Origin of the sequence: Paenibacillus dauci, assembly GCF_000971985.1 — a bacterium.
GTDB classification, from domain to species: Bacteria; Bacillota; Bacilli; order Paenibacillales; family Paenibacillaceae; genus Saccharibacillus; species Saccharibacillus dauci.
The window spans coordinates 1-21,207 of the sequence record NZ_KQ040802.1; the positions used below are offsets into that span (position 1 = coordinate 1).

At 45.9% G+C, this 21,207-nt stretch carries 18 protein-coding genes and 1 rRNA gene; 18 read left to right on the plus strand and 1 reads right to left on the minus strand.

Features of this window, described 5'->3' with window-relative positions:
• Positions 1–128: 128 nt before the first annotated feature.
• The 6 genes from rrf (at position 129) to WH46_RS06780 (ending at position 7,102) form a co-directional block, all read left to right on the plus strand.
• Positions 129–245: ribosomal RNA gene (gene rrf / locus WH46_RS06755) — 5S ribosomal RNA — on the plus strand.
• A gap of 525 nt (positions 246–770) precedes the next feature.
• Positions 771–2,534 carry a sensor histidine kinase gene (locus tag WH46_RS06760; RefSeq protein WP_046226211.1) on the plus strand — a complete coding sequence of 588 codons (1,764 nt, stop codon included), beginning with the start codon at positions 771–773 and terminating at the stop codon, positions 2,532–2,534.
• Positions 2,535–2,890: 356 nt separating this feature from the next.
• The gene (locus WH46_RS06765; protein ID WP_046226212.1) at positions 2,891–3,664 is read left to right on the plus strand and encodes a response regulator transcription factor; all 774 of its coding nucleotides are present in this window, start codon (positions 2,891–2,893) and stop codon (positions 3,662–3,664) included.
• Positions 3,665–3,789: 125 nt separating this feature from the next.
• A complete protein-coding gene (locus WH46_RS06770; RefSeq protein WP_046226213.1) occupies positions 3,790–5,133 on the plus strand; it encodes an extracellular solute-binding protein in 1,344 nt (447 codons plus the stop codon).
• A 182-nt stretch (positions 5,134–5,315) separates the two neighbouring features.
• Positions 5,316–6,194: a carbohydrate ABC transporter permease gene (locus WH46_RS06775; RefSeq protein WP_046226214.1), complete on the plus strand. Its 879-nt coding sequence runs from the start codon at positions 5,316–5,318 to the stop codon at positions 6,192–6,194.
• 17 nt (positions 6,195–6,211) lie between these two features.
• On the plus strand, positions 6,212–7,102 hold the full coding sequence (locus tag WH46_RS06780; RefSeq protein WP_197088256.1) for a carbohydrate ABC transporter permease: 891 nt from the start codon (positions 6,212–6,214) through the stop codon (positions 7,100–7,102).
• Positions 7,103–7,229: 127 nt separating this feature from the next.
• On the opposite strand, the gene serS is transcribed toward WH46_RS06780, so the two are convergent.
• Positions 7,230–8,525 carry a serine--tRNA ligase gene (gene serS, locus WH46_RS06785; RefSeq protein ID WP_046226215.1) on the minus strand — a complete coding sequence of 432 codons (1,296 nt, stop codon included), beginning with the start codon at positions 8,523–8,525 and terminating at the stop codon, positions 7,230–7,232.
• A gap of 420 nt (positions 8,526–8,945) precedes the next feature.
• Here serS and WH46_RS06790 point away from each other — a divergent pair, with 420 nt between their 5' ends.
• The 12 genes from WH46_RS06790 to ispF all read left to right on the plus strand — a co-directional run bounded on the left by WH46_RS06790 (position 8,946) and on the right by ispF (position 21,187).
• Positions 8,946–9,341, plus strand: a complete 396-nt coding sequence (locus tag WH46_RS06790; protein ID WP_046226216.1) for a hypothetical protein — start codon at positions 8,946–8,948, stop codon at positions 9,339–9,341.
• 68 nt (positions 9,342–9,409) lie between these two features.
• Positions 9,410–10,327: a metallophosphoesterase family protein gene (locus WH46_RS06795; RefSeq protein ID WP_046226217.1), complete on the plus strand. Its 918-nt coding sequence runs from the start codon at positions 9,410–9,412 to the stop codon at positions 10,325–10,327.
• A gap of 325 nt (positions 10,328–10,652) precedes the next feature.
• Complete coding sequence (locus WH46_RS06800) at positions 10,653–11,111, plus strand: CtsR family transcriptional regulator (RefSeq protein WP_017815331.1); 459 nt, start codon at positions 10,653–10,655, stop codon at positions 11,109–11,111.
• 24 nt (positions 11,112–11,135) lie between these two features.
• Positions 11,136–11,660 carry a protein-arginine kinase activator protein McsA gene (locus WH46_RS06805; protein WP_017815332.1) on the plus strand — a complete coding sequence of 175 codons (525 nt, stop codon included), beginning with the start codon at positions 11,136–11,138 and terminating at the stop codon, positions 11,658–11,660.
• 13 nt (positions 11,661–11,673) lie between these two features.
• Positions 11,674–12,747 carry a protein arginine kinase gene (locus WH46_RS06810; protein ID WP_046226218.1) on the plus strand — a complete coding sequence of 358 codons (1,074 nt, stop codon included), beginning with the start codon at positions 11,674–11,676 and terminating at the stop codon, positions 12,745–12,747.
• Positions 12,748–12,766: 19 nt separating this feature from the next.
• Positions 12,767–15,238 (plus strand): ATP-dependent protease ATP-binding subunit ClpC, encoded by a 2,472-nt coding sequence (clpC, locus tag WH46_RS06815; protein WP_017815334.1) that lies wholly within the window; start codon positions 12,767–12,769, stop codon positions 15,236–15,238.
• Between the two features lie 209 nt (positions 15,239–15,447).
• Positions 15,448–16,818, plus strand: coding sequence for a DNA repair protein RadA (gene radA, locus WH46_RS06820; RefSeq protein ID WP_026136395.1), 1,371 nt, complete (start codon positions 15,448–15,450; stop codon positions 16,816–16,818).
• 12 nt (positions 16,819–16,830) lie between these two features.
• Positions 16,831–17,907 carry a DNA integrity scanning diadenylate cyclase DisA gene (gene disA / locus WH46_RS06825; RefSeq protein ID WP_046226219.1) on the plus strand — a complete coding sequence of 359 codons (1,077 nt, stop codon included), beginning with the start codon at positions 16,831–16,833 and terminating at the stop codon, positions 17,905–17,907.
• Between the two features lie 55 nt (positions 17,908–17,962).
• Positions 17,963–18,688, plus strand: coding sequence for a CDP-diacylglycerol--serine O-phosphatidyltransferase (gene pssA / locus WH46_RS06830; protein ID WP_017815337.1), 726 nt, complete (start codon positions 17,963–17,965; stop codon positions 18,686–18,688).
• Between the two features lie 112 nt (positions 18,689–18,800).
• The gene (locus WH46_RS06835) at positions 18,801–19,838 is read left to right on the plus strand and encodes a PIN/TRAM domain-containing protein (RefSeq protein WP_052714148.1); all 1,038 of its coding nucleotides are present in this window, start codon (positions 18,801–18,803) and stop codon (positions 19,836–19,838) included.
• A 177-nt stretch (positions 19,839–20,015) separates the two neighbouring features.
• Positions 20,016–20,714, plus strand: a complete 699-nt coding sequence (ispD, locus tag WH46_RS06840) for a 2-C-methyl-D-erythritol 4-phosphate cytidylyltransferase (protein WP_046226220.1) — start codon at positions 20,016–20,018, stop codon at positions 20,712–20,714.
• A complete protein-coding gene (gene ispF, locus WH46_RS06845; protein ID WP_046226221.1) occupies positions 20,711–21,187 on the plus strand; it encodes a 2-C-methyl-D-erythritol 2,4-cyclodiphosphate synthase in 477 nt (158 codons plus the stop codon). The genes ispD and ispF overlap by 4 nt, the downstream gene beginning before the upstream one ends.
• Positions 21,188–21,207: the final 20 nt, after the last annotated feature.

Sequence of the window (21,207 nt, forward strand, 5' to 3'; positions counted from 1 at the left end):
GGTGGAAGTGCAGCAATGCATGGAGCTGACCAATACTAATCGGTCGAGGGCTTATCCAATAAGCTTCTAAAACAGCGAGGTTTCGTTTCGGATTCAGTTTTCAGGTGATCAACCTGGTAAGCAAGACGTTTGGTGATGATGGCGGAGGGGTTCCACACGTACCCATCCCGAACACGACCGTTAAGCCCACCAGCGCCGATGGTACTTGGACCGCAGGGTCCTGGGAGAGTAGGACGTTGCCAAGCGACGCAAAAAGAAAGACGTTATCCACTGGATAGCGTCTTTTTTGTGTATTTCTATATTTAGTACTTGATCAATAGATCTTTTTTCATGATTAGACACTTATTTAGCGGAATTCAGACCTTTAAAGTGTCATTATGATTTTTTTGTTTTAGAACAGACTATTTCTAAATTTGTTCATCTATAAAAATGAGTATCCTTACTTAATATGCTTATTTTCTTATAGGAGTTATTTTATAATATCCGTCTTTCTGTTATTCTTACCTTTAATTGTATATGTCTGCCTACATAGTTTTTATTTTTTGTATCTGATTCTTTTATATCTGTTTTTTTTAGATCTGAAAGGCTTTTTGTAGTTGAAAGGTTTTGGTACGTCTCGCGTCTTTTGCTTGTTTCTATGTATAGTGTCTCAATCATAGTATGGACTTTTATGTGCTTGTTATGTCACTTTATATTTTTCTTTCTGTTTTACTAGCAAAACAGATGAGAAAGTATCTATAAATTATAGATAAAAAGAAAGAGGGAGTGGGATGCTGTCTTTATTAAGAAGATGGAATACGCTACGTAATCAGGTATTGTTTGTTTTTCTGTTTGTTATGGTGATTGTACTCTGTATTGTGAGTGTGATGACATTTCGTCCGATCTCTTCCATGCTGCAGGATCATACCGAGCATCAGATACAGCAGGTGGCGGTAGAAGCTAATGGACGCTTTGAGTCTTTATACGAGCAAATTAATATGGTATCGAAGCTGGTAACTACCAATCAGAATGTACAAAATGTACTGCTGCGCAATTATTACAACAAGCCGGTGTCTTTTAACGAACGTCAGGAATTAAAAGGAATTGTAAACACAATTCAAGCTAATTCGGATGGTATTTCTTCCTTTGAATTATATACGACTGAGCTTGAGCGGGTACTGCCTCTGGATGATGCGAGTCTATCGGGAAGATTGAACAAGGAATGGATTGCCAAGGCAGATGAAGCACGTGGGCGTCTTGTATGGATTGGCAATGATCCGACAGACCGGAACTATTTTTTGGCTATTCGGCGTGTTAACTTGATGGATCATCATTACAGTACGGGCGGATACGTACTTGTAAGCATGTATCGTTATTATTTTCAGTTTGCCAATCCACAGCCTGCTCAGGAGACCGATCAATATTCTATTCTTCTGGGGCAGAAGATGGAGATGATCAGTTCCAACTATAATGGGCCGCTAGCGAATATTATTCATCATCCCCAGCAAATGCCTATCGTAAATCTGGGAGATCAACAGTATATTATGGCAAGACAGCATTCGTCTGTTACAAACTGGACAGTTTTGATTCTCACTCCTGTAAGCGCTCTCTATAAAAGTATTGATGTGCTGCGTACAGGGATTTTGTATGCAGGAATAATAGGAATTATTATTTTCTTCATTTGTTCTTATTTACTATCGACTATCATTACCAAACCGATTCTGCGACTTACACGTACTATGCAGCAGGCGATTGAAGGTCCTTTGACTGTTAATCCGGAAATTCATGCTGTTAATGAAATTAATGAGCTGAATAGCACTTATAATCAGCTGGTAAAAGAGACCAATCATTTGATCCAAATGGTCTACGAAAAGGAGATTACTCGTAGCCGCAGTGAACTCAAAGCGCTACAGGCACAAATCAATCCCCATTTCCTGTTCAACGCACTGGATGCGCTCCGCTGGTCACTGGAAGATCGTAATCAGGAGGAGCTGGCTGAACATGTAATAGCCATGTCCAATCTATTTCGTTATACGATCAGTCGACAGGATAAGGACGAATGGGTCATACTGCAACAGGAGATTCGCCATATTCATAACTATATGGAAATTATGCAAATGCGCTTTGGGGAACGACTGCATTATCGGATCGATATGCCTGATGAAGTATCCTGGGTACGAATCCCGCGTCTGCTGATTCAGCCGTTGGTAGAAAACGCGATATTGCATGGAGCCGGCAATAAAAAAGGAGACTGTACTGTAAGTATACGGGTTTATCCGGATAGTTATAATACCCTGCTGTATATAGTTGTGCAGGATGATGGCCCTGGGATGGATACCAAGACGCTGGAGCATATTCAACAGGCTATGCGCTCAGGAGGAATTGTTCATTCAGCAGATGCAGATGAGGGAGAAGGTAGTGGAATAGCCTTGTCCAATGTATATCAGCGGTTGAGACTGTACTTTCCTGATCAAACCGACCCATTGCGGATCGAAAGCAGACTGTATGAGGGAACATGTATTTCTTTTGCAATCCCGATAGAGAATGGAGATTAATAGATATATTAGAGGCCAATAGATGCAAACCAGGGGAATACATGTAGCGCGCAAGTTAATAGATATAGACTAGAGAAATAAATATAGACTAGAGAAATAGATATAGATCACAAGTTAATAAAGGCATATCGGAGAAAGAGATATAAACCACAAGTTAATAAAGGCATATCGGAGAAAGAGATATAAACCACAAGTTGATAGATGCATATCAGAGAAAGAGATGCATACTATAACAATAAATAGAAACCAGATAAATACGGATCGGAATGCGTAGATGAAGAGTACTGGCTAGTAGATGTATACCAGAGACCACAAAAGAATAATCGGCTAGAAAGTATGAACAGGAGGCAAAGCGTATGTATGCCAAAACAATTCTGATTGTCGATGATGAACCGCGTACACGGCAGGGAATGAAAAAGATTCTGGATCAATGGTGCGATGGAAGCTGCCGGATTATGATAGCAGCGGATGGCGAAGAAGCCATTGACGTAATGAAGAAACAGCATGTTCATGTGCTGCTGACTGATATTCGAATGCCGGAGATGAATGGATTAACCATGCTGCGTAGCATCCGGGATCATGGATTGTCACCTGTTGTTATTTTGATCTCGGCCTACTCGGAGTTCGGTTATGCGCAGGAGGCGATCCGGCTTGGCGTGGTGAATTACCTGCTCAAACCTATCAGCAAAACCGATCTGACTGCTGCTGTAGAGGTTGCACTACAGGTGGAAGAGAAACAGACACGGGCATTTATCGTCGAGAAAGTAGTGGATAATCGATTGGTTCAGGTGAATGAGCAGAGTCAGACAGCTACAGAACGAATACGATCTGCCCTGCACTATATTGATACTCATCTGGAAGAGGAACTTACACTAAAAGAACTGGCTGAGCATATCCATCTTAATCCCAGCTATTTAAGTGTACTGTTCAAGGAACAGGTTCATCTGACTTTTAGCGAGTATGTGACCCGTCAACGTATTCAGCGTGCCAAAGAATTACTCATTTCAACCAGTCTGCCAGTTGGAGATATCGCCGAGCAATCAGGATATCGTACCGCCAAATATTTCATAAAAATCTTCAAGGAAATCGAAGGCATTACTCCAAGCAGCTATCGCAAATCGATCCACTAAATACAATCATAATCTTTATCTATACCAAACCTCCAATAAAAAGAGAATTTTTACCAATCACTGTTGCCTTATACCTGCCAGAGTCAGCTGTTAGACTTGAGCTATAGTCACACGGCTATAAACATATGGAGGAGGTAGTTTCATTGAACAAAAAGAAAGCGCTTCCCATTATAGTGGTTTTGGTAGTTATGCTGTCTTTGGCTCTCTCGGGCTGCACGTCGCCGGATAATAGTGCAAGTGGGAGTCAGGGTGCCAGCAATGGACAAACGGTAATTAAATTTATGCATTTGTGGCCGGAAGGCAGTTCCAATGCCCAATACACTATTGTTAATAAGATCATACAGGATTATGAAAAACAGCATCCCGATATCAAAATACAGACTGAAATTCTCGGCAATGACCAGTATCGCGAAAAGTTGAAAGTATTGGCTTCTTCCAATGAACTGCCGGATGTAGGCATGACCTGGTCGGATGGGTTTCTCAAGCCTTATGTCGAAGGTCAGTTATTCACACCGCTGGACGATGTTATTGATGCCAATCTGAAAGATAATTTCATTCCGGGTGTCAAAGAATCCTATGCGATTGATGGCAAAACCTATGGTATGCCGCTGGAACTGAATATCTCCTATATTTTCTACAATAAAGAGTTATTCAAAAAGTATAATCTGCAGGTACCCAAAACCTACAGCGAATTCAAAAATATCGTCAAAACGCTGAACGATAATGGTGTAATTCCTGCAGCAGTAGGCAATAAAGAAGGGTGGCCGGGTTCTTTCTGGTTTATGTATCTGGCTGATCGTATCGGCGGTCCTACTTTGCTAACCGATGTGATTCATGGCAAACGGAGCTTTGATGATCCGGCTATTGTAAAAGCTGCCGAAGAAGTGCAAAGTCTGGTCGATATGAATACATTTGAGAAAGGAAATAGCGGTCTGTCCAACGATGAAGCCAAAGGATATTTTATGAACGAACAGGCAGCTATGTTTTTAACGGCTACCTGGGAGCTGCCGAATTATACTACCAGCCCGGATGTTCCGCAGGCCTTCAAGGACAAGATCGGTTATTTCAAATTCCCTCTGTATGAAGGCGGTAAAGGAACAGATATCAACAGCTATGTTGGTGGACCCGGTGTAGGATTGTTCGTTGCAGAGAATTCCGAAGTGAAAGAGCAGGCCAAAGACTTTGCTGCATTCCTGGTAAAGGAGTGGGGAGACAAATCAGTGACCGATGCAGGTGTTATTCCTGCAACCAAAGTGGACACTGCCGGCAAAAAGCTGGACCCTATGTATGTAGAGATTCTCAAAGATCTGAGCAGTGCCTCCAATGTGACTACGTACTTTGATACCCAGGCCAGTCCTAATGTGGCTGAGCTGCATCATGATCTGATTGCTGCCCTGTTTGGCAAGCAAATTACACCACAGCAGTTTGTTCAGCAGACAGCCGCTGCCCTGGCAGAAGAAAGTAATTAATTCGGTTTGGAAATGGAAGGCATGCCAATCATTAGTAGGTTGCCTTTGTCCGACATTATTGCTTTGGTCGAAAGGGATCAAGAAGCTGAGCCCTGCTGCACTTGTCTGGCATTTGTGGTCTGTGATTTGTGAATGGAAGAGTATCTCGATGCTCTTCCTTCTGTCAAAAAGGAGGAAAGATTATGAAAGCAGTCATGTCCAATAAAAGTGCGATTGCGCTGTATGTATTGCCGGCGCTGCTGCTGATTCTGATTATCATCTATATTCCGCTGGTGCTTACGGGCTACTATGGCATGATGGACTGGAAAGGCTTTGCCCCGATGAAGTTTATCGGTCTGGATAATTATAACAAGCTAATCCATGATTCGATGTTCTGGAAAAGCACATATCATTCTGTGTTACTGGGCATCTGCTCTACTTTCAGTCTGCTGATCTATCTGGCGGTATCCATGGTACTGGCCAGCCGGATCAAGGGTGCCAATCTGTTTCGCAAAATTTATCTGATTCCGATGTTACTGTCCTCTGTAGCCATTGCCCAGCTATGGTCCAAGATCTATGATCCGTCCAATGGTATGCTCAATCATCTACTGACCAGTATCGGGATACAAAATCCGCCGCTCTGGTTATCCGACCCGAATATTGTACTGTTTGCGATCTTTGTTCCAATTGTATGGCAGTATGCCGGCTTTTATATCATTATCTATTATGCTGCTCTCAAAAATGTATCGGAAGAAGTGATAGAAGCAGCAACGATTGATGGAGCTACCCCATGGCAGGTAGCGAGTCGTATCAAATTGCCGCTGATTTCCCCGGTATTCAAGGTGACCATTATACTGGCGCTTGTTGGCTCACTCAAGTATTTTGACCTGATCTTTGTGATGACTGGTGGAGGGCCGAATCACGCAAGCGAAGTGATGGCTTCTTATATGTATGGTGAAGCTTTCAGCAAGTACAATTTTGGCTATGGCAGTGCTGTGGGCTTTGCCCTCTTACTGATCTGTCTGCTTATGACCTGGCTGATCCGCAAGCTGACCACATCAGGCGAAGATGTCCAATACTGAGGGAGTGGATGAACATAATGAATGAATTTGCTGCACATAAACGATCTGGCACTATCTCCGATACCAGAGTAAAAGCATCATTTGGAAGTCGCCTCGGCTTTGGTGTACTTTATCTGATTCTCGGGATATTGGCTGTAATCCAGATTTATCCGCTATTCTGGCTGTTTTTATTTTCGCTGAAAACGAATCAGGAAGTTTTCGGTATGTCACCATTCGCACTTCCTCAACACCCACAGTGGGCCAATTATCCAAAGGTATGGAGTCAGGGACATATTAATCTGTACTTCTTCAACAGTGTCTGGTACACAGTGGTAGCTGTTTTGCTGACGATTATACTTGCCAGTTTTGTGACGTTTGCGATTACCAGAATGAACTGGAAGCTGAGCCGATTTGTACTGGGGCTTTTTATTGTAGGATTGATGATCCCGCTGCATTCTACATTGATTCCTCTATTTAATTTTTTTAAGCATATGCATCTGATCAATAATCCGCTTTCGGTTATTTTATCGTATACGGCTTTTAACTTACCGGTTACGATTATGATTTTACTGGGATTCTATCAGGCGATTCCGCGTGAAATTGAAGAAGCAGGTGTTATGGATGGCTGTTCGGTACACCGGATTTTTTTACGCATCGTATTACCGCTGACTACACCCGTTCTGGCGACGACTGCTATTATCAATATGATTTACAATTGGAATGAGTTTGTATTTGTAAATACTTTTATCAGCTCCGATCGCTGGAAAACACTGACTGTAGGCGTTAATAATTTTGTTGGGCAATATCTGACAGACTGGGGAGCGATCGGCGCTACACTGATGATCAGCATTCTTCCTATTCTGATCGCATTCCTGCTGCTAAGCAACCGGATTGTCGAAGGACTGGCTGCCGGTTCGGTCAAAGGGTGATATTTTAGTTTGTAGACTATTGCAGATAGACATATTTAAAAGGAGCTTTCCTAATGGAGGAAGCTCCTTTTAAACGTGCGCCAGGACTCACTGTATACCGGTACAAAGCAAACTATTCAGGTTATGTTCAATTAACCGTTACAGATGGGGCAGCCAACAGCTCCATCCCATTCATATAAGGACGCAAAGCAGCAGGAATGTAAATACTGCCGTCTTCTTGCTGATGATTCTCCAGCAGTGGAATCAGGATGCGCGGCGATGCTACAGCTGTATTATTCAGCGTATGGCAGAAACGCAGCTCTCCATTTTCTGTGCGATAGCGTATATTGGCACGTCGTGCCTGAAAATCATGCAGATTCGACGAAGAATGAGTCTCACCATAAGCCTCGCGTCCTGGCATCCAGGTCTCAATATCGTACTGCTTATAGGTTTTCTGCGACATATCGCCAATACAGACAGCGACAACCTGGTAAGGAAGCTCAAGCAGCTGCAGCAGTTCTTCTGCATTGCCCGTGATCTCCTGCAAAATATGTTCCGATACCTCGGGATCGGCTTCACAGAGGACAACCTGCTCGACTTTGGCAAATTGATGTACCCGATACAGTCCACGTACATCCCTGCCAGCCGAGCCGACTTCACTACGGAAGCTTTGCGAAGCCGCCGCCAGCCGAATAGGACCTTCTGTTAGATCAATAACCTCATTTTGATAATACGATACCAGTGCTACCTCGGAAGTACCGGTGAGCCAGCGATCTTCCTGGTCGATCCGGAAAGTCTGATCGATTCCAAGCGGGAAAAAGGCAGTATGGTACATTGCTGCACCGCGAACCATCATGGGTACTTCGAGCGGAGTGTATCCCTTGCCCAGCAGCAGATCAAATGCCAGCTGCTGAACAGCGCGATGCAGCAGTACACCGTTCCCTTTTAAATAATAATGGCGACTGCCGCTGACCTTGACGCCGCGTGCTGTATCGATCATCCCATGCAGTTCTCCAAGCTCGATATGATCTCTGGCAGCAAAGTCAAATGCCGGGGGCGTACCGATCTGCCGCAGCAGCACATTATCTGCGTCCGATTGCCCTTCTGGTGTATCCGGCGATACGATATTGGGTACAATCGCCATAAGTGCGTTATATTTCTCGAGTATTTGTTCGGCTTGCTGTTCCAGTGTGTTTAACTGAAGGTTAATATTCCTTACCTGCTGCTTCGTCTCTTCGGCTGTAGCAGGAGAAGTATGGATCTGTTCACTGATCTGACGTGTTAATACATTGCGCTGCTGTCTTAGCTGCTCTATCTCCTGCAGATTCTGGCTGCGTACTTGATGCTGCTGTACCAGCTCTGCAATCGATAGTGTAATATGCTTTTTGTTGGCAATTTCCTGAAGAGTATCGGCGTGTTGTCGAATGTACTGAATATCCAGCATGGGTGGTTCGCTCCTTTTCAAATAGGCAATGTTGTCACTGCCAGTTATTCTGAAAAAACACAAAGAACGCTCCTCATCAACTTGGGACGAGGAGCGTTCTGCTCGCGGTGCCACCCAATTTGATCGAAGTACTATGACTCCGATCCACTCAGGTTCCATGATAACGGGCGGATACCGTTTAACTTAGGGTAACAGCTGCTATTTTACGTATAGCTTGTGCTGTTCCTTGACGAGAACGCCTCCAGGTTGGATTCCTTTCAGTGGCCGTTTCGTGATATGTATTTGTGCTAGTGTACTTGATCGGATACAATACGTCAAGCTGCCAGTCGCTTGCCGGTTTATCCTTGGATTCCATGCCGTCTTCTGTTGCGGTATGATCAAGTTATACGGAATAACTCTAGATGATAGGAGGTTTCTTTTGTGAGTATCACAGATTCGAACATTACTTATCTGCTGTATCATCATGATAGACCGCGTAATGATCCTGGCTACTTTTTTGGCACGGCACGGCCGGGGGATGATGACTACAGCAATGAAGAGTTGCTATTTGTTTACTTTACGGATTTTGCCGAATTGGTTCCAATTATTGAAAAGCAGTATCCATTAACCGATCCGAAAACCGGGGAAGTCTACGACAGCTTTGATCATTGTTGGGATAATGCCATTGCTGCGCCGGTCTGGCAGCGTATTTTGCAGGAAATGGATCAATTCTCGGCAGCAAATGAAGATCATCGTGCTTTTATTGATTTGTTCACCGATTGGATACGGACTCAGCTTCAGCATGCGGATGAGATTGTTGTAGAGGGTACGTTATAAAGAAGCAAGTCAAGCAGCAAATACAGAAACGATGAAGCAAGTACAACATCCTGGAAGGAGGTACTCATATGCTGGAAATAGTACATATCCATAATGAACCTGTAGAAGTATTTACGTATATTACAGCAGCTCAAGGCAGTCAGGGGATAGAGTACAAGCAACTGCCTGTATACAGCGGTACCATAAAAGGTCTTCCCGAGACGATCGATGCCATTATTATTGCATCTGATTTGCAGGGAGTGACCCTACATAATCGATCCCTTCTCAAAGGCGAAGCAGATAGTCCAGAAGATGAAAATCTTATAGCCAAGCTGCATTCAAAAACAGAGGATACGCAGCATTATATGCAATCCTATCGTCTACTTGGCGAAGATTTGGCCGAAAGCCTGGAGTTGCTGCTGCAGATTGAATGGCCTGATATCCAGCAGGAAAAAGTATTGACGTTGTTATGTGGAGATCTGTACGCCGATCCACTGCAACGAGGTGCCAGTGGAAGCCCATTATCCGTCTGGGAAGCTTTTCGGCAAAAATTCCGGTATATGACGGCAGTTTCAGGCAACCACGATATTTTTACGGATGAGGATATGCAATGCTTGAATACTCGCCCTGAAGCAGTCTGGATGCTGAAGCCGCAACTGCTGGATATTGCCAATATTCATATTGCCGGATTGGGCGGTATAATCGGTAGAACGGACAAGCCCAATCGAATGGCAGCACCGGAATTCCTGAAGCATATGGCTCATTTGCTAAAGAAAACACCGGATATTATGCTGATGCATCAGGGGCCGGATGATCCTGTTTATAACCGCCCTGGAGCGCCAGCCGTACGATTGGAATTGGAACAGCATAATCCCGTATTACTCTGCTGTGGACACGTGGGATGGCAGACTCATGATCATCAGGAGCATTATGCCACCCTACCCAATGGAACCCAGATACTGAATACCGATGGCAAAGTATTTGTTTATACTTCCACCCCCAAATAACGATTTCTGTAACCGTTCCGTATGAGCTTAAACACTCAAAAACAAAACAAACTTCTCCTGTCTGCTATTGGCAAAACGGGATTTTATGGTATAATATTATAAAGTCAAAGAAAGTCAAAGTCAGCGAGCAAATGCAGTAATATATTTGCCTGTAGAATGGATGTGATCCTGCAAAGTGACGATCTGTTTCGATCTGTATAACAGATTGTTACGAACGTTCGTTTCTGACCATGAAATTTATGGTTAAGTGATATTTATGTAGACTTTGATATTATCATTGGCGAATTCATGTTTGCAGGTTTAACTATACATGGAGGAGGATACAATGCGTAATATCTCCGACATTATCGAACAATATTTAAAACGGATACTTCAGGAAGGTGAAGGAGCGATAGAGATTCAGCGCAACGATCTGGCTGATCAGTTCTCGTGTGTGCCTTCACAGATCAATTATGTTATCAGCACCCGCTTTACTCTTGAAAAAGGATACCTCGTTGAAAGTAAGCGGGGAGGCGGGGGCTATATCCGCATACGGCGTATCGAACTGCCTGCTCATTCGACGATCCATACTCATATTCACGAAAGTATCGGTCAGAATATGAGTCAGGTGGCAGCAGAAGGACTTATTTATCAGTTGCTGGAAGCAAGGCTTATTTCCAAGCGTGAAGCCGAGCTGATGCGTTCTGTCGTATGCCGGGACGTTATTTCATTGAATCTTCCCTACCGGGATGAAGTCCGTGCCAGGATGATGAAGGCCATGTTGATTTCATTGCTTGGCTCCTGATATCTGGCAAAGGGGGTAATTGTGATGGTCTGTCAGGAATGTCAAAAGAGACCGGCTACTCTTCATTTTACCAAAATCGTAAATGGGGAAAAAACGGAATTTCATATTTGCGAACATTGTGCCCGTGAAAAAGGCGAACTGATTCCGGGTACATCCGGAGGCTTTTCGATTCATAATCTGCTGTCGGGATTGATGGACTTTGATTCCAGCAACAAAGGTCAGGTTGCCGGACCTCCTGTGCAGGAATTACAATGTCCGGAATGCGGCATGACTTATACCCAATTTCGCAAACTGGGACGGTTTGGCTGTAGTTCCTGTTACAAGACATTTGATGCCAAACTGGACCCACTGCTTAAAAGGGTGCATGGCAGTACCGCTCATACCGGTAAACTGCCTGGTCGCGCCGGTGTTCAGATCAAAATCAGACAGCAGATGCACGAGCTCAAGCAGCAGCTTCAGCAGAGCATCGCTGATGAGGAATTTGAACAGGCTGCAGAGCTGAGAGATCAGATCCGTGGACTGGAGAAGCAGATTTCACAGGAGTCGTAAGGAGGAATGCCGTATGCCCAATCTCCGTTTTACCGAGAAGCCTTTGAGTGAGTGGATGAAAGAAGGCGGAGAGCATTCGGATGTTGTAATCAGCAGCAGAGTACGTATTGCGCGTAATCTGGTTCATCACCCTTTTCCTATTGTTGCTTCTGCCGAGCAGGCAGAGGCCGTGCAGGGACAGCTGATCGAAGCGCTGGGAAGTGAATCGATACAGAGCATAGGTACTTTTGAACCTATCATATTGAGTGAACTGGATGATGTGGATAAGGAAGTGCTGATGGAGAAACACCTGATCAGTCCGAGCCTTATTAATGAATCCAGAGCAGGAGCAGTGCTGCTGGCCGAGGATGAGTCGGTAAGCATCATGCTTAATGAAGAGGATCATCTGCGGATTCAGTGTCTGTATCCGGGGTTTCAGCTTCAGGAGGCATGGGAGCGCGCATCCGGTATTGACGATGCTTTTGAAAAGGCCGTTAATTATGCATTCGATGATCATCGAGGCTATATGACCAGTTGTCCTACCAATATGGGTACCGGACTGCGGGCTTCGGTAATGCTTCATCTGCCGGCGCTGGCGATCATGAACCAGGTGGGACGCATTTTGTCGGCGGTCTCGCAGGTTGGACTTGCAGTACGAGGTTTGTATGGTGAAGGCAGTGAAGCGATCGGTAATATTTTTCAGATTTCCAACCAGATTACTCTGGGATTATCGGAAGAGGAAATTATCGATAATCTGCGCAGCGTAGTGCTGCAAATCATTGAGTATGAGCAGCATGCCCGCAATCGTCTGCTGACCGAATCCCGTCTGCGCATAACAGACCGGATTATGCGTTCTTATGGAATTCTGTGTTATGCCACTATGATGGATTCTAAGGAAGCATTTCAGCGTATCTCCGATGTGCGACTGGGCGTGGATCTTGGATTGATCGACAAGACGACGGTTACGCAGATGAACGAGTTAATGATTATGACACAATCGGGTTTCCTTCAGAAAACCTTCGGTGTTAAAATGGGATCAGGAGAACGCGATATGTACCGGGCGCAGCTGATCCGCGATAAATTGGGTAATGTACACGTAGAAGACTAAACCGTGGAGGTGCTTGAATATGATGTTTGGTAGATTTACGGAGCGAGCTCAAAAAGTTCTGGCTTTGGCTCAGGAAGAAGCAGTTCGTCTCGGTCACAACAACATCGGTACAGAGCATATTTTGCTTGGATTGATTCGTGAAGGTGAAGGCATCGCAGCCAAAGCGCTGATCGGTCTGGGTCTTGGACTTGAGAAAATTCAGGATGAAGTCGAATCTCTGATTGGTAGAGGACAGGAACAGCCTACAAATATTGCATATACTCCGCGTGCCAAAAAAGTGATTGAGCTATCCATGGATGAAGCACGCAAGCTTGGTCATACTTATGTGGGTACAGAGCACATTCTGCTCGGTCTGATCCGTGAAGGTGAAGGTGTAGCAGCAAGAGTGCTGAACAATCTGGGTATTAGCCTGAACAAGGCACGTCAACAGGTATTGCAGCTGCTGGGCAGTAATGAAGCGGTATCCAGCCATCACGGTACTCCTGCTAATGTAAGTACGCCTACACTGGATAGTCTGGCACGCGATCTGACGGCTATTGCTAAAGATAGCAACCTGGATCCGGTTATTGGCCGCAGCAAGGAGATCGAACGCGTGATTCAGGTATTGAGCCGTCGTACCAAAAATAACCCGGTCTTGATCGGTGAACCGGGCGTTGGTAAAACAGCCATTGCCGAAGGTCTCGCTCAGAAAATTATCAACAACGAGATTCCGGAGACTCTCCGTGACAAGCGTGTTATGACGCTGGATATGGGTTCTGTCGTAGCCGGAACCAAATATCGTGGTGAGTTTGAGGATCGTCTCAAAAAAATCATGGACGAAATTCGTCAAGCGGGTAATATCGTACTGTTCATTGATGAGTTGCACACATTGATCGGTGCAGGTGGAGCGGAAGGTGCAATTGATGCATCGAATATCCTGAAGCCTTCTCTGGCACGTGGTGAACTGCAATGTATCGGTGCGACTACACTGGATGAGTATCGTAAATATATCGAGAAAGATGCGGCTCTGGAACGTCGTTTCCAACCAATCACCGTTGATCAGCCATCTCCGGATGAAGCTGTACAGATCCTGATGGGTCTGCGTGATCGTTATGAAGCCCATCACCGTGTGAAAATTACGGATGAAGCGATTGAACAGGCTGTTAAATTGTCTGACCGTTATATTACGGATCGTTTCCTGCCGGATAAAGCGATTGACCTGATTGATGAAGCAGGTTCCAAAGTAAGATTGAACTCTTACACAATCCCGCCTAATCTGAAGCAGCTGGAAAGCCGTCTGGAAGATATCCGCAAGGAAAAAGACGCCGCTGTACAAAGTCAGGAATTCGAGAAAGCGGCTGCTCTGCGTGATACCGAGCAGAAAATCCGTGAAGAACTCGATACAACCAAGAACCAATGGAAAGAAAAGCAAGGTCGTACGGATTCCGAGGTTACTCCTGAAGATATCGCAGATATCGTTGCCAACTGGACAGGCATTCCGGTAACCAAGCTCAAAGAAGAGGAAACCGATCGTCTGCTCAATATGGAAAGCTTGCTGCACCAGCGCGTAATCGGTCAGGATGAAGCTGTCGTTGCTGTCAGCCGTGCAATCCGTCGTGCCCGTGCGGGTCTGAAAGATCCAAAACGTCCAATGGGTTCCTTTATCTTCCTCGGTCCTACAGGGGTTGGTAAAACCGAGCTCGCCCGTGCATTGGCCGAGTCCATGTTCGGTGATGAAAATGCCATTATCCGGATTGATATGTCCGAATACATGGAGAAACATTCGACTTCCCGTCTGGTCGGAGCGCCTCCAGGATATGTGGGTTATGAGGAAGGCGGTCAGCTGACCGAGAAAGTCCGCCGCAAACCATACTCTGTGGTCTTGCTGGATGAGATTGAGAAAGCTCACCCAGAAGTATTCAACATCCTACTGCAGGTACTGGAAGATGGTCGTCTGACCGATTCCAAAGGCCGTGTAGTCGATTTCCGGAATACACTGATTATCCTGACTTCTAACGTCGGCGCAGATGCAATCCGCCGGAACAGTACGCTTGGTTTTACAGCAACTGTAGATTCGGGTGCAGAGTATACGAACATGAAAGGTAAAGTGACAGACGAACTGAAACGTCACTTCCGCCCAGAGTTCCTGAACCGTATTGATGATGTGATCGTATTCCACTCTCTGGAAGAAAAACACATCGCCGAGATCGTAACCCTGATGTCCGAGGAACTGCGCAAGCGTCTGCGTGAGTATGCGGTAGACTTTACCCTTACTGCCAGCGCCAAAGCGTTCCTTGCCAAAGAAGGATTCGATCCTGCGTATGGTGCACGTCCACTTCGTCGTGCGATCCAGAAGCATATCGAGGATCGTCTGTCCGAAGAACTGCTGACAGGCAGCGTGACCAAAGGGGATACCCTGCTGATCGACGAGAAAGACGGTGCGCTGACAGTAGATAAGGTTGATCCTGCTACCCAGGCAGACAGCGTCTCTGCCAACGAAGCAAATCTGTAATCAAGGTCTCCTCTATTTCTGCAAAGGATAGAGGAATACCTATAGATATCGTGTATAAATAAAGGTTGATTCCAAAGGCAAAATCGCCCGCGGAATCAACCTTTTTAATGTTATAATAGAATAGAATGTAAAATTCAAAACATTGTATTACGATAAAAAGATATGAGATGTTAACTGTTCGGTTAACGTATATATAGAAAGGGACGTCCATGGCAAAAGTGAAAACAAAGTTTTTCTGTACGGATTGTGGATATGAATCTCCCAAATGGTATGGCAAGTGTCCAGGATGCCAAGCCTGGAATACCATGATCGAGGAGAAGGAAAGCACAGCGGTCAAAACGCAGGGCATGAATTCCTCCCTGTTCCAGACCAAGCAAAAGCCACAGGCAATTACAGAGATTGAAGCAGGCAAGGAGCCGCGTATCCAAACCGGGATTCAGGAGCTGAACCGCGTTCTGGGTGGAGGGGTAGTGCCTGGCTCGCTGGTACTTGTCGGTGGTGATCCGGGTATCGGTAAATCGACGCTGCTGCTGCAGACGTCGCATGCACTTACAAAGGCTGGACTGCGTGTACTGTATATTTCTGGAGAGGAATCTGTTCGACAGACCAAACTGCGTGCAGAGCGGCTGGATGCGCTGTCTGATGAGCTTTTTGTACTGTGTGAAAGCAATATGGATCTGATCGAGGAAGCAATTGACAATTTGAATCCCAATTTTTTGGTTATTGATTCTATACAGACGGTATATCAGCCGGAAGTCACAAGTGCACCCGGCAGCGTATCCCAGGTACGCGAATGTACATCACGGTTTATGCGTGTAGCGAAAATTCGGGGCATAGCTACCGTGCTGGTTGGTCATGTGACCAAGGAAGGCGCTATTGCCGGTCCGCGGATGCTAGAACATATGGTGGACTGCGTATTGTACTTTGAAGGGGAGCGTCATCATACGTACCGGATTCTGCGGGCAGTGAAGAACCGCTTTGGCTCAACGAACGAGATGGGGATTTTTGAAATGCATGAAGAAGGATTGACGGAAGTGTCCAATCCTTCGGAATTGTTCCTGTCCGAGCGTGCCATGGGAGCAGCCGGTTCGACTGTTGTAGCCAGTATGGAGGGTACGCGTCCGATGCTGGTTGAACTGCAGGCGCTGGTAGCAGCGACGCATTTCCCTTCGCCACGGCGAATGGGTACCGGTGTAGATAATAACCGTCTGTCTTTGATTATTGCCGTACTGGAAAAACGTATGGGCATGTTCCTGCAAAATCAGGATGCTTATCTGAATGTCGCAGGTGGCGTCAAACTGGATGAGCCAGCTGTCGATCTGGCAATCGCGGTCAGTCTGGCTTCCAGTTTCCGGGATGCACCTACCAAGCCGGATGATGTAATTTTTGGAGAAATCGGTCTTACCGGTGAGGTACGTGCCGTGTCCAGAGCAGAACAGCGGGTCAAGGAAGCGGCCAAGCTGGGATTTAAACGGGTGATTTTGCCAGAGAAAAGTCTCAAGGGATGGAAGCATCCCAAGGATATTCAATTAATCGGTGTAAATACGGTAGCGGAAGCATTAAAGGCTGCGTTGGATTAGGGGGAACAGTAGATGAAGGAAATCAGTCAAGCAGAGAAAATCAATCGCCTGCTGAAAATGGTAGCGCCAGGCACAGCATTCCGGGATGGACTCGAAAACGTATTGCGGGCCAAAACGGGCGGACTTATTGTGGTTGGCTCAACTCCCCAGCTAATGGAAGTAGTAGATGGCGGCTTTTCCATCGATTGCGAATTTTCTCCCAACTATTTGTATGAGTTGGCCAAAATGGATGGCGCCATTATTCTAAGTGGTGATCTGAAGCGGATTCTCTATGCGAATACGCAACTGATCCCGGATTCTTCCATCTCCTCGATTGAGACGGGGATTCGCCACCGTACGGCAGAACGGGTAGCCAAGCAGACCGGAGAACTCGTTATTTCGATCTCGCAGCGTCGTAATATTATTACGCTGTACAAAGGGAATTTGCGTTATGCGCTCAAAGAGATCGGTGTTATCCTGACCAAAGCCAATCAGGCGATCCAGACGCTGGAACGTTATCAGGCCGTATTGAGCCAGGCACTGACCAACCTGACGGCTTCCGAATTCGAACAAATGGTTACGATCTCCGAGGTAGCAGGTGTGATTCAGCGAGTAGAGATGGTACTGCGCATTCAGACCGAGATCAGCCGCTATATTACGGAACTTGGTGCGGAAGGCCGCCTTATTTCCATGCAGATGGAAGAAATGGTCGGTAATACGGAGGAAGAATTCCGATTGCTGCTCAAAGACTACGGACGCGATTGCAGTGAAGACAAGTTGAATGAAATTGTAAACAACCTTAAGCGGATTACCGATAATGAACTCATGGATGTCACGCAGATTGTCAAAATGCTGGGTTATCCTGTGGCGATTGCCCAGTCGGAAGAAGTGGTGCATGCCCGCGGATATCGTGTATTGAACAAGATTCCGAGATTGCCTAATGTGATTATCCACAATTTGGTCGAGCGTTTTGAAGCCCTGCATCAGGTAATAGGGGCAAGTATTGAAGAGCTGGATGAAGTGGATGGCATTGGTGAAGTACGGGCAAGAACGATTCGTGCAGGTCTGGAACGCATTCAGGAACAAGTATTTATTGACAGACAAATCTAAAAGCGTTAGAATCGTAAAGTTAATTGGTTAATATATCCATCTTTGAGGTGACAAAATGATAACAAAATCAATTCCAAACCTGTGTACGCTGTTTAACCTGGGACTTGGAATGGTGGCTATTTTACTGTCGTTGAATGATAACTATAGTCTGGCAGCGATCATGGTAATTGTAGCAATGTTAATGGACGGTCTGGATGGTCGTATGGCCAGAGCGCTTAATGCCCAGAGTGAACTGGGAAAAGAACTCGATTCGCTGTCTGATCTGGTATCGTTCGGTGTGGCGCCTATTATTATCATGTACAGTATTTCCTTTTATGATATTAATCCGGTGCTCGCTGTCGTAGCTTCGTTGATTTTCCCAATGTGCGGCGCAGTGCGTCTGGCACGATTCAATGTAAAAGCAGGAGTGCCCGGATACTTCACCGGTCTGCCAATTCCGGCAGCAGGCGGCGTACTGGCAACTTTATCCTTATTCCATAACGAAGTCTCTACGCCTTATATGGTGATCAGCACATTAATATTGTCTTACCTGATGGTAAGCCGTGTGAAATACCCCAACTTCAAAAAAGTGGGTATCCCGCGCAAAGCATTATGGCTGGCTCCATTCGTTGTTATCGTGGCGGTTGTTATCGCCATCATGTTCCCGGATCAAGTATCCAAACTGATTTTTGTGCCGCTGGCACTGTATGCATTGTATGGTTTCCAACAAAATATACGCCAGCTGACCCGACGTCGTAAGCATCAGGACGAAGACAACTCTTCCAAAGAATCTCTTCGTTAAGATGCTGGCATGATATGATGAATAAAGAAGCATTTATTTCTCTAGCGTAACAGAGAATAAATGCTTTTTTTTATGTCCAAATAGTTGGAATGAATGCAAAGGAGACAGGTATATGCTGGAGCAATGGAGAGAATGGAATAACGGCTGGCTGCAAGGCGAAGGACAACCGGCAAAAATGGTGTTGGATGGAATTGTAATACTGGTTATCGCTTTTTTGCTCGTATGGATCTGCCGTAGTCTGCTGATACGTTGGCAGCAGAGCTGCAAGAACAGAAGAGAGCCGCTATCTATCCAGCAAATAATGATTATAACAGCGGGAATATTGGCCGGATGGGTAACAGGAGCAGTAGGAGCTCTCATCTTCTCATGGTGGGGGCAGGGATACGAGATGATAAGATCGCTGCTTATGCTGGCATTTGGTTACGCTGGACTGCGTATGAGCTATATATACGCTACCGAAATCGCAGGCTGGCCAGGTCAGAAAATGAATTCCGATTCTCCGCTTCCTGCATCCGAAGAACGGCATGAAGAACCACGATCCCTCAAAGTAGTCTCTTCCAAAATAATGGACACCAATATTATTATCGATGGGAGAATTGAGTATATTATTCAGGCAGGCTTTTTGGAAGGGAAATTGCTAATACCGGATTTTGTGCTGCATGAGCTGCAGATGCTTGCCGATTCTGCCGATCTGCTGCGTCGTCAGCGGGGAAAACGTGGACTGGATCTGTTAAACAGGCTCCGTCAGCTGGATCAGGAACAGTTGGATATTTTATATACTGAACTTCCGGAAGCCATGAGTACCGATGATAAACTGGTTCAATTGGCACGAAGCCACCAAGCGGTACTGCTGACCAATGATACCAATTTGCAGAAAATCAGTGAGCTGCATCAGATTCGGGTTTTGAATGTCAATCACCTGGCTTCGATGTTGAAGCAGCAGCTTATCGCCGGACAGCTGCTTGTTGTCTCGGTTACCAAGGCTGGTAAAGAGCAGGGCCAGGGAATTGCTTATCTGGATGATGGTACCATGATTGTAGTGGAGCAAGGGCGTGAATATATGGGACGGGCTATAGAAGTCATGGTCACCAGTGCACTGCAGACAGCCAATGGCAAAATGGTATTTGCCAAACCTCATATCTCCGATTGAAGATTGAAAATGAAAGGATGCCGATATCTTTCTGTTTTTGCCCAGAATCGGGTAGAGACAATAGCGATCATCTAATAGGTTGTGCTGTAGATGCAGCGGGTATATTATTAAGGAATGGGATTTGAGACGTCCTGGAAGCATTCAGGATGGCGGACTGGAAAGATGAGGATGGGGATTATGACGAATAAGGCGGGTGTAATCGTCGTGGCAGCGGGCAAAGGTTCACGCATGGGCACGACAGAGAGCAAGCAGTATCTGAAACTTCAGGATAAGCCGATCATCATACATACGCTGGAGGTTTTTGAACGTTCATCTATGGTGAATGAGATCGTTATGGTTACAGGAGCAGAGGATGTGGAACGCTGCAGGGACTGGGTCAGACAATATGGTTTGGCCAAGGTTATTCATGTGGCAGCCGGCGGTCATGATCGTCAGGAGTCTGTTTTGAACGGCCTGCAGCATCTGACCACAGAGTGGGTTATGGTACATGATGGAGTCCGTCCTTTTGTTACCGAAGATCATATTCGGCAATGTTATGAAGTAGCAGTTGAAGTAGGCGCCTCTGTGCTGGCTGTTCCGGTTAAGGACACGATCAAGCAGGTCAATTCGGACAAGCAAATTATCGGGACGCCGGATCGCAGCAGTCTGTGGGCGATCCAGACACCACAGACCTTCCGGCGCAGCGATTTGTTGGACGCTCATCGGCAGGCTGAGCAGCAGGGTTTCCGCGGGACCGATGATGCCATGCTGGTAGAGCGTCTGGGAATGACGGTAGCTGTCGTGGAAGGCAGTTACACGAATGTAAAGATCACTACCCCGGATGATCTGGATTATGCTGCTTATTTATTGGAACGCAAAGGAGAGAGACACATATGATTCGCATAGGTCAGGGATTTGATGTACACCAACTGGTAGAGGGACGGCCATGTATTATCGGCGGCGTGACTATTCCTTATGATAAAGGGTTGCTCGGGCATTCGGATGCGGATGTACTGCTGCATACGATTACCGATGCTATTCTGGGCGCACTCGCCATGGGGGATATCGGCAAGCATTTTCCCGATACCGATCCGGAATTCAAAGATGCCGATAGCCTCAAGCTGCTGCTGCATATCTGGAAAATGATCCGCGAACGCGGTTATCGTCTGGGTAATGTAGATGCTACCATCATTGCCCAGAAGCCAAAGATGGCGCCTTATATTCCGCAAATGGTAGAAATTATTGCCAAAGCACTGGATGCGGAGATTGACCAGGTTAACGTCAAGGCTACAACAACCGAGCAGCTGGGATTCACCGGTCGTGGTGAGGGTATCGCTGCACAGGCTGTTGTATGTCTGATCAAAGAGTAATCAAGTTTAAGGAGGAAATT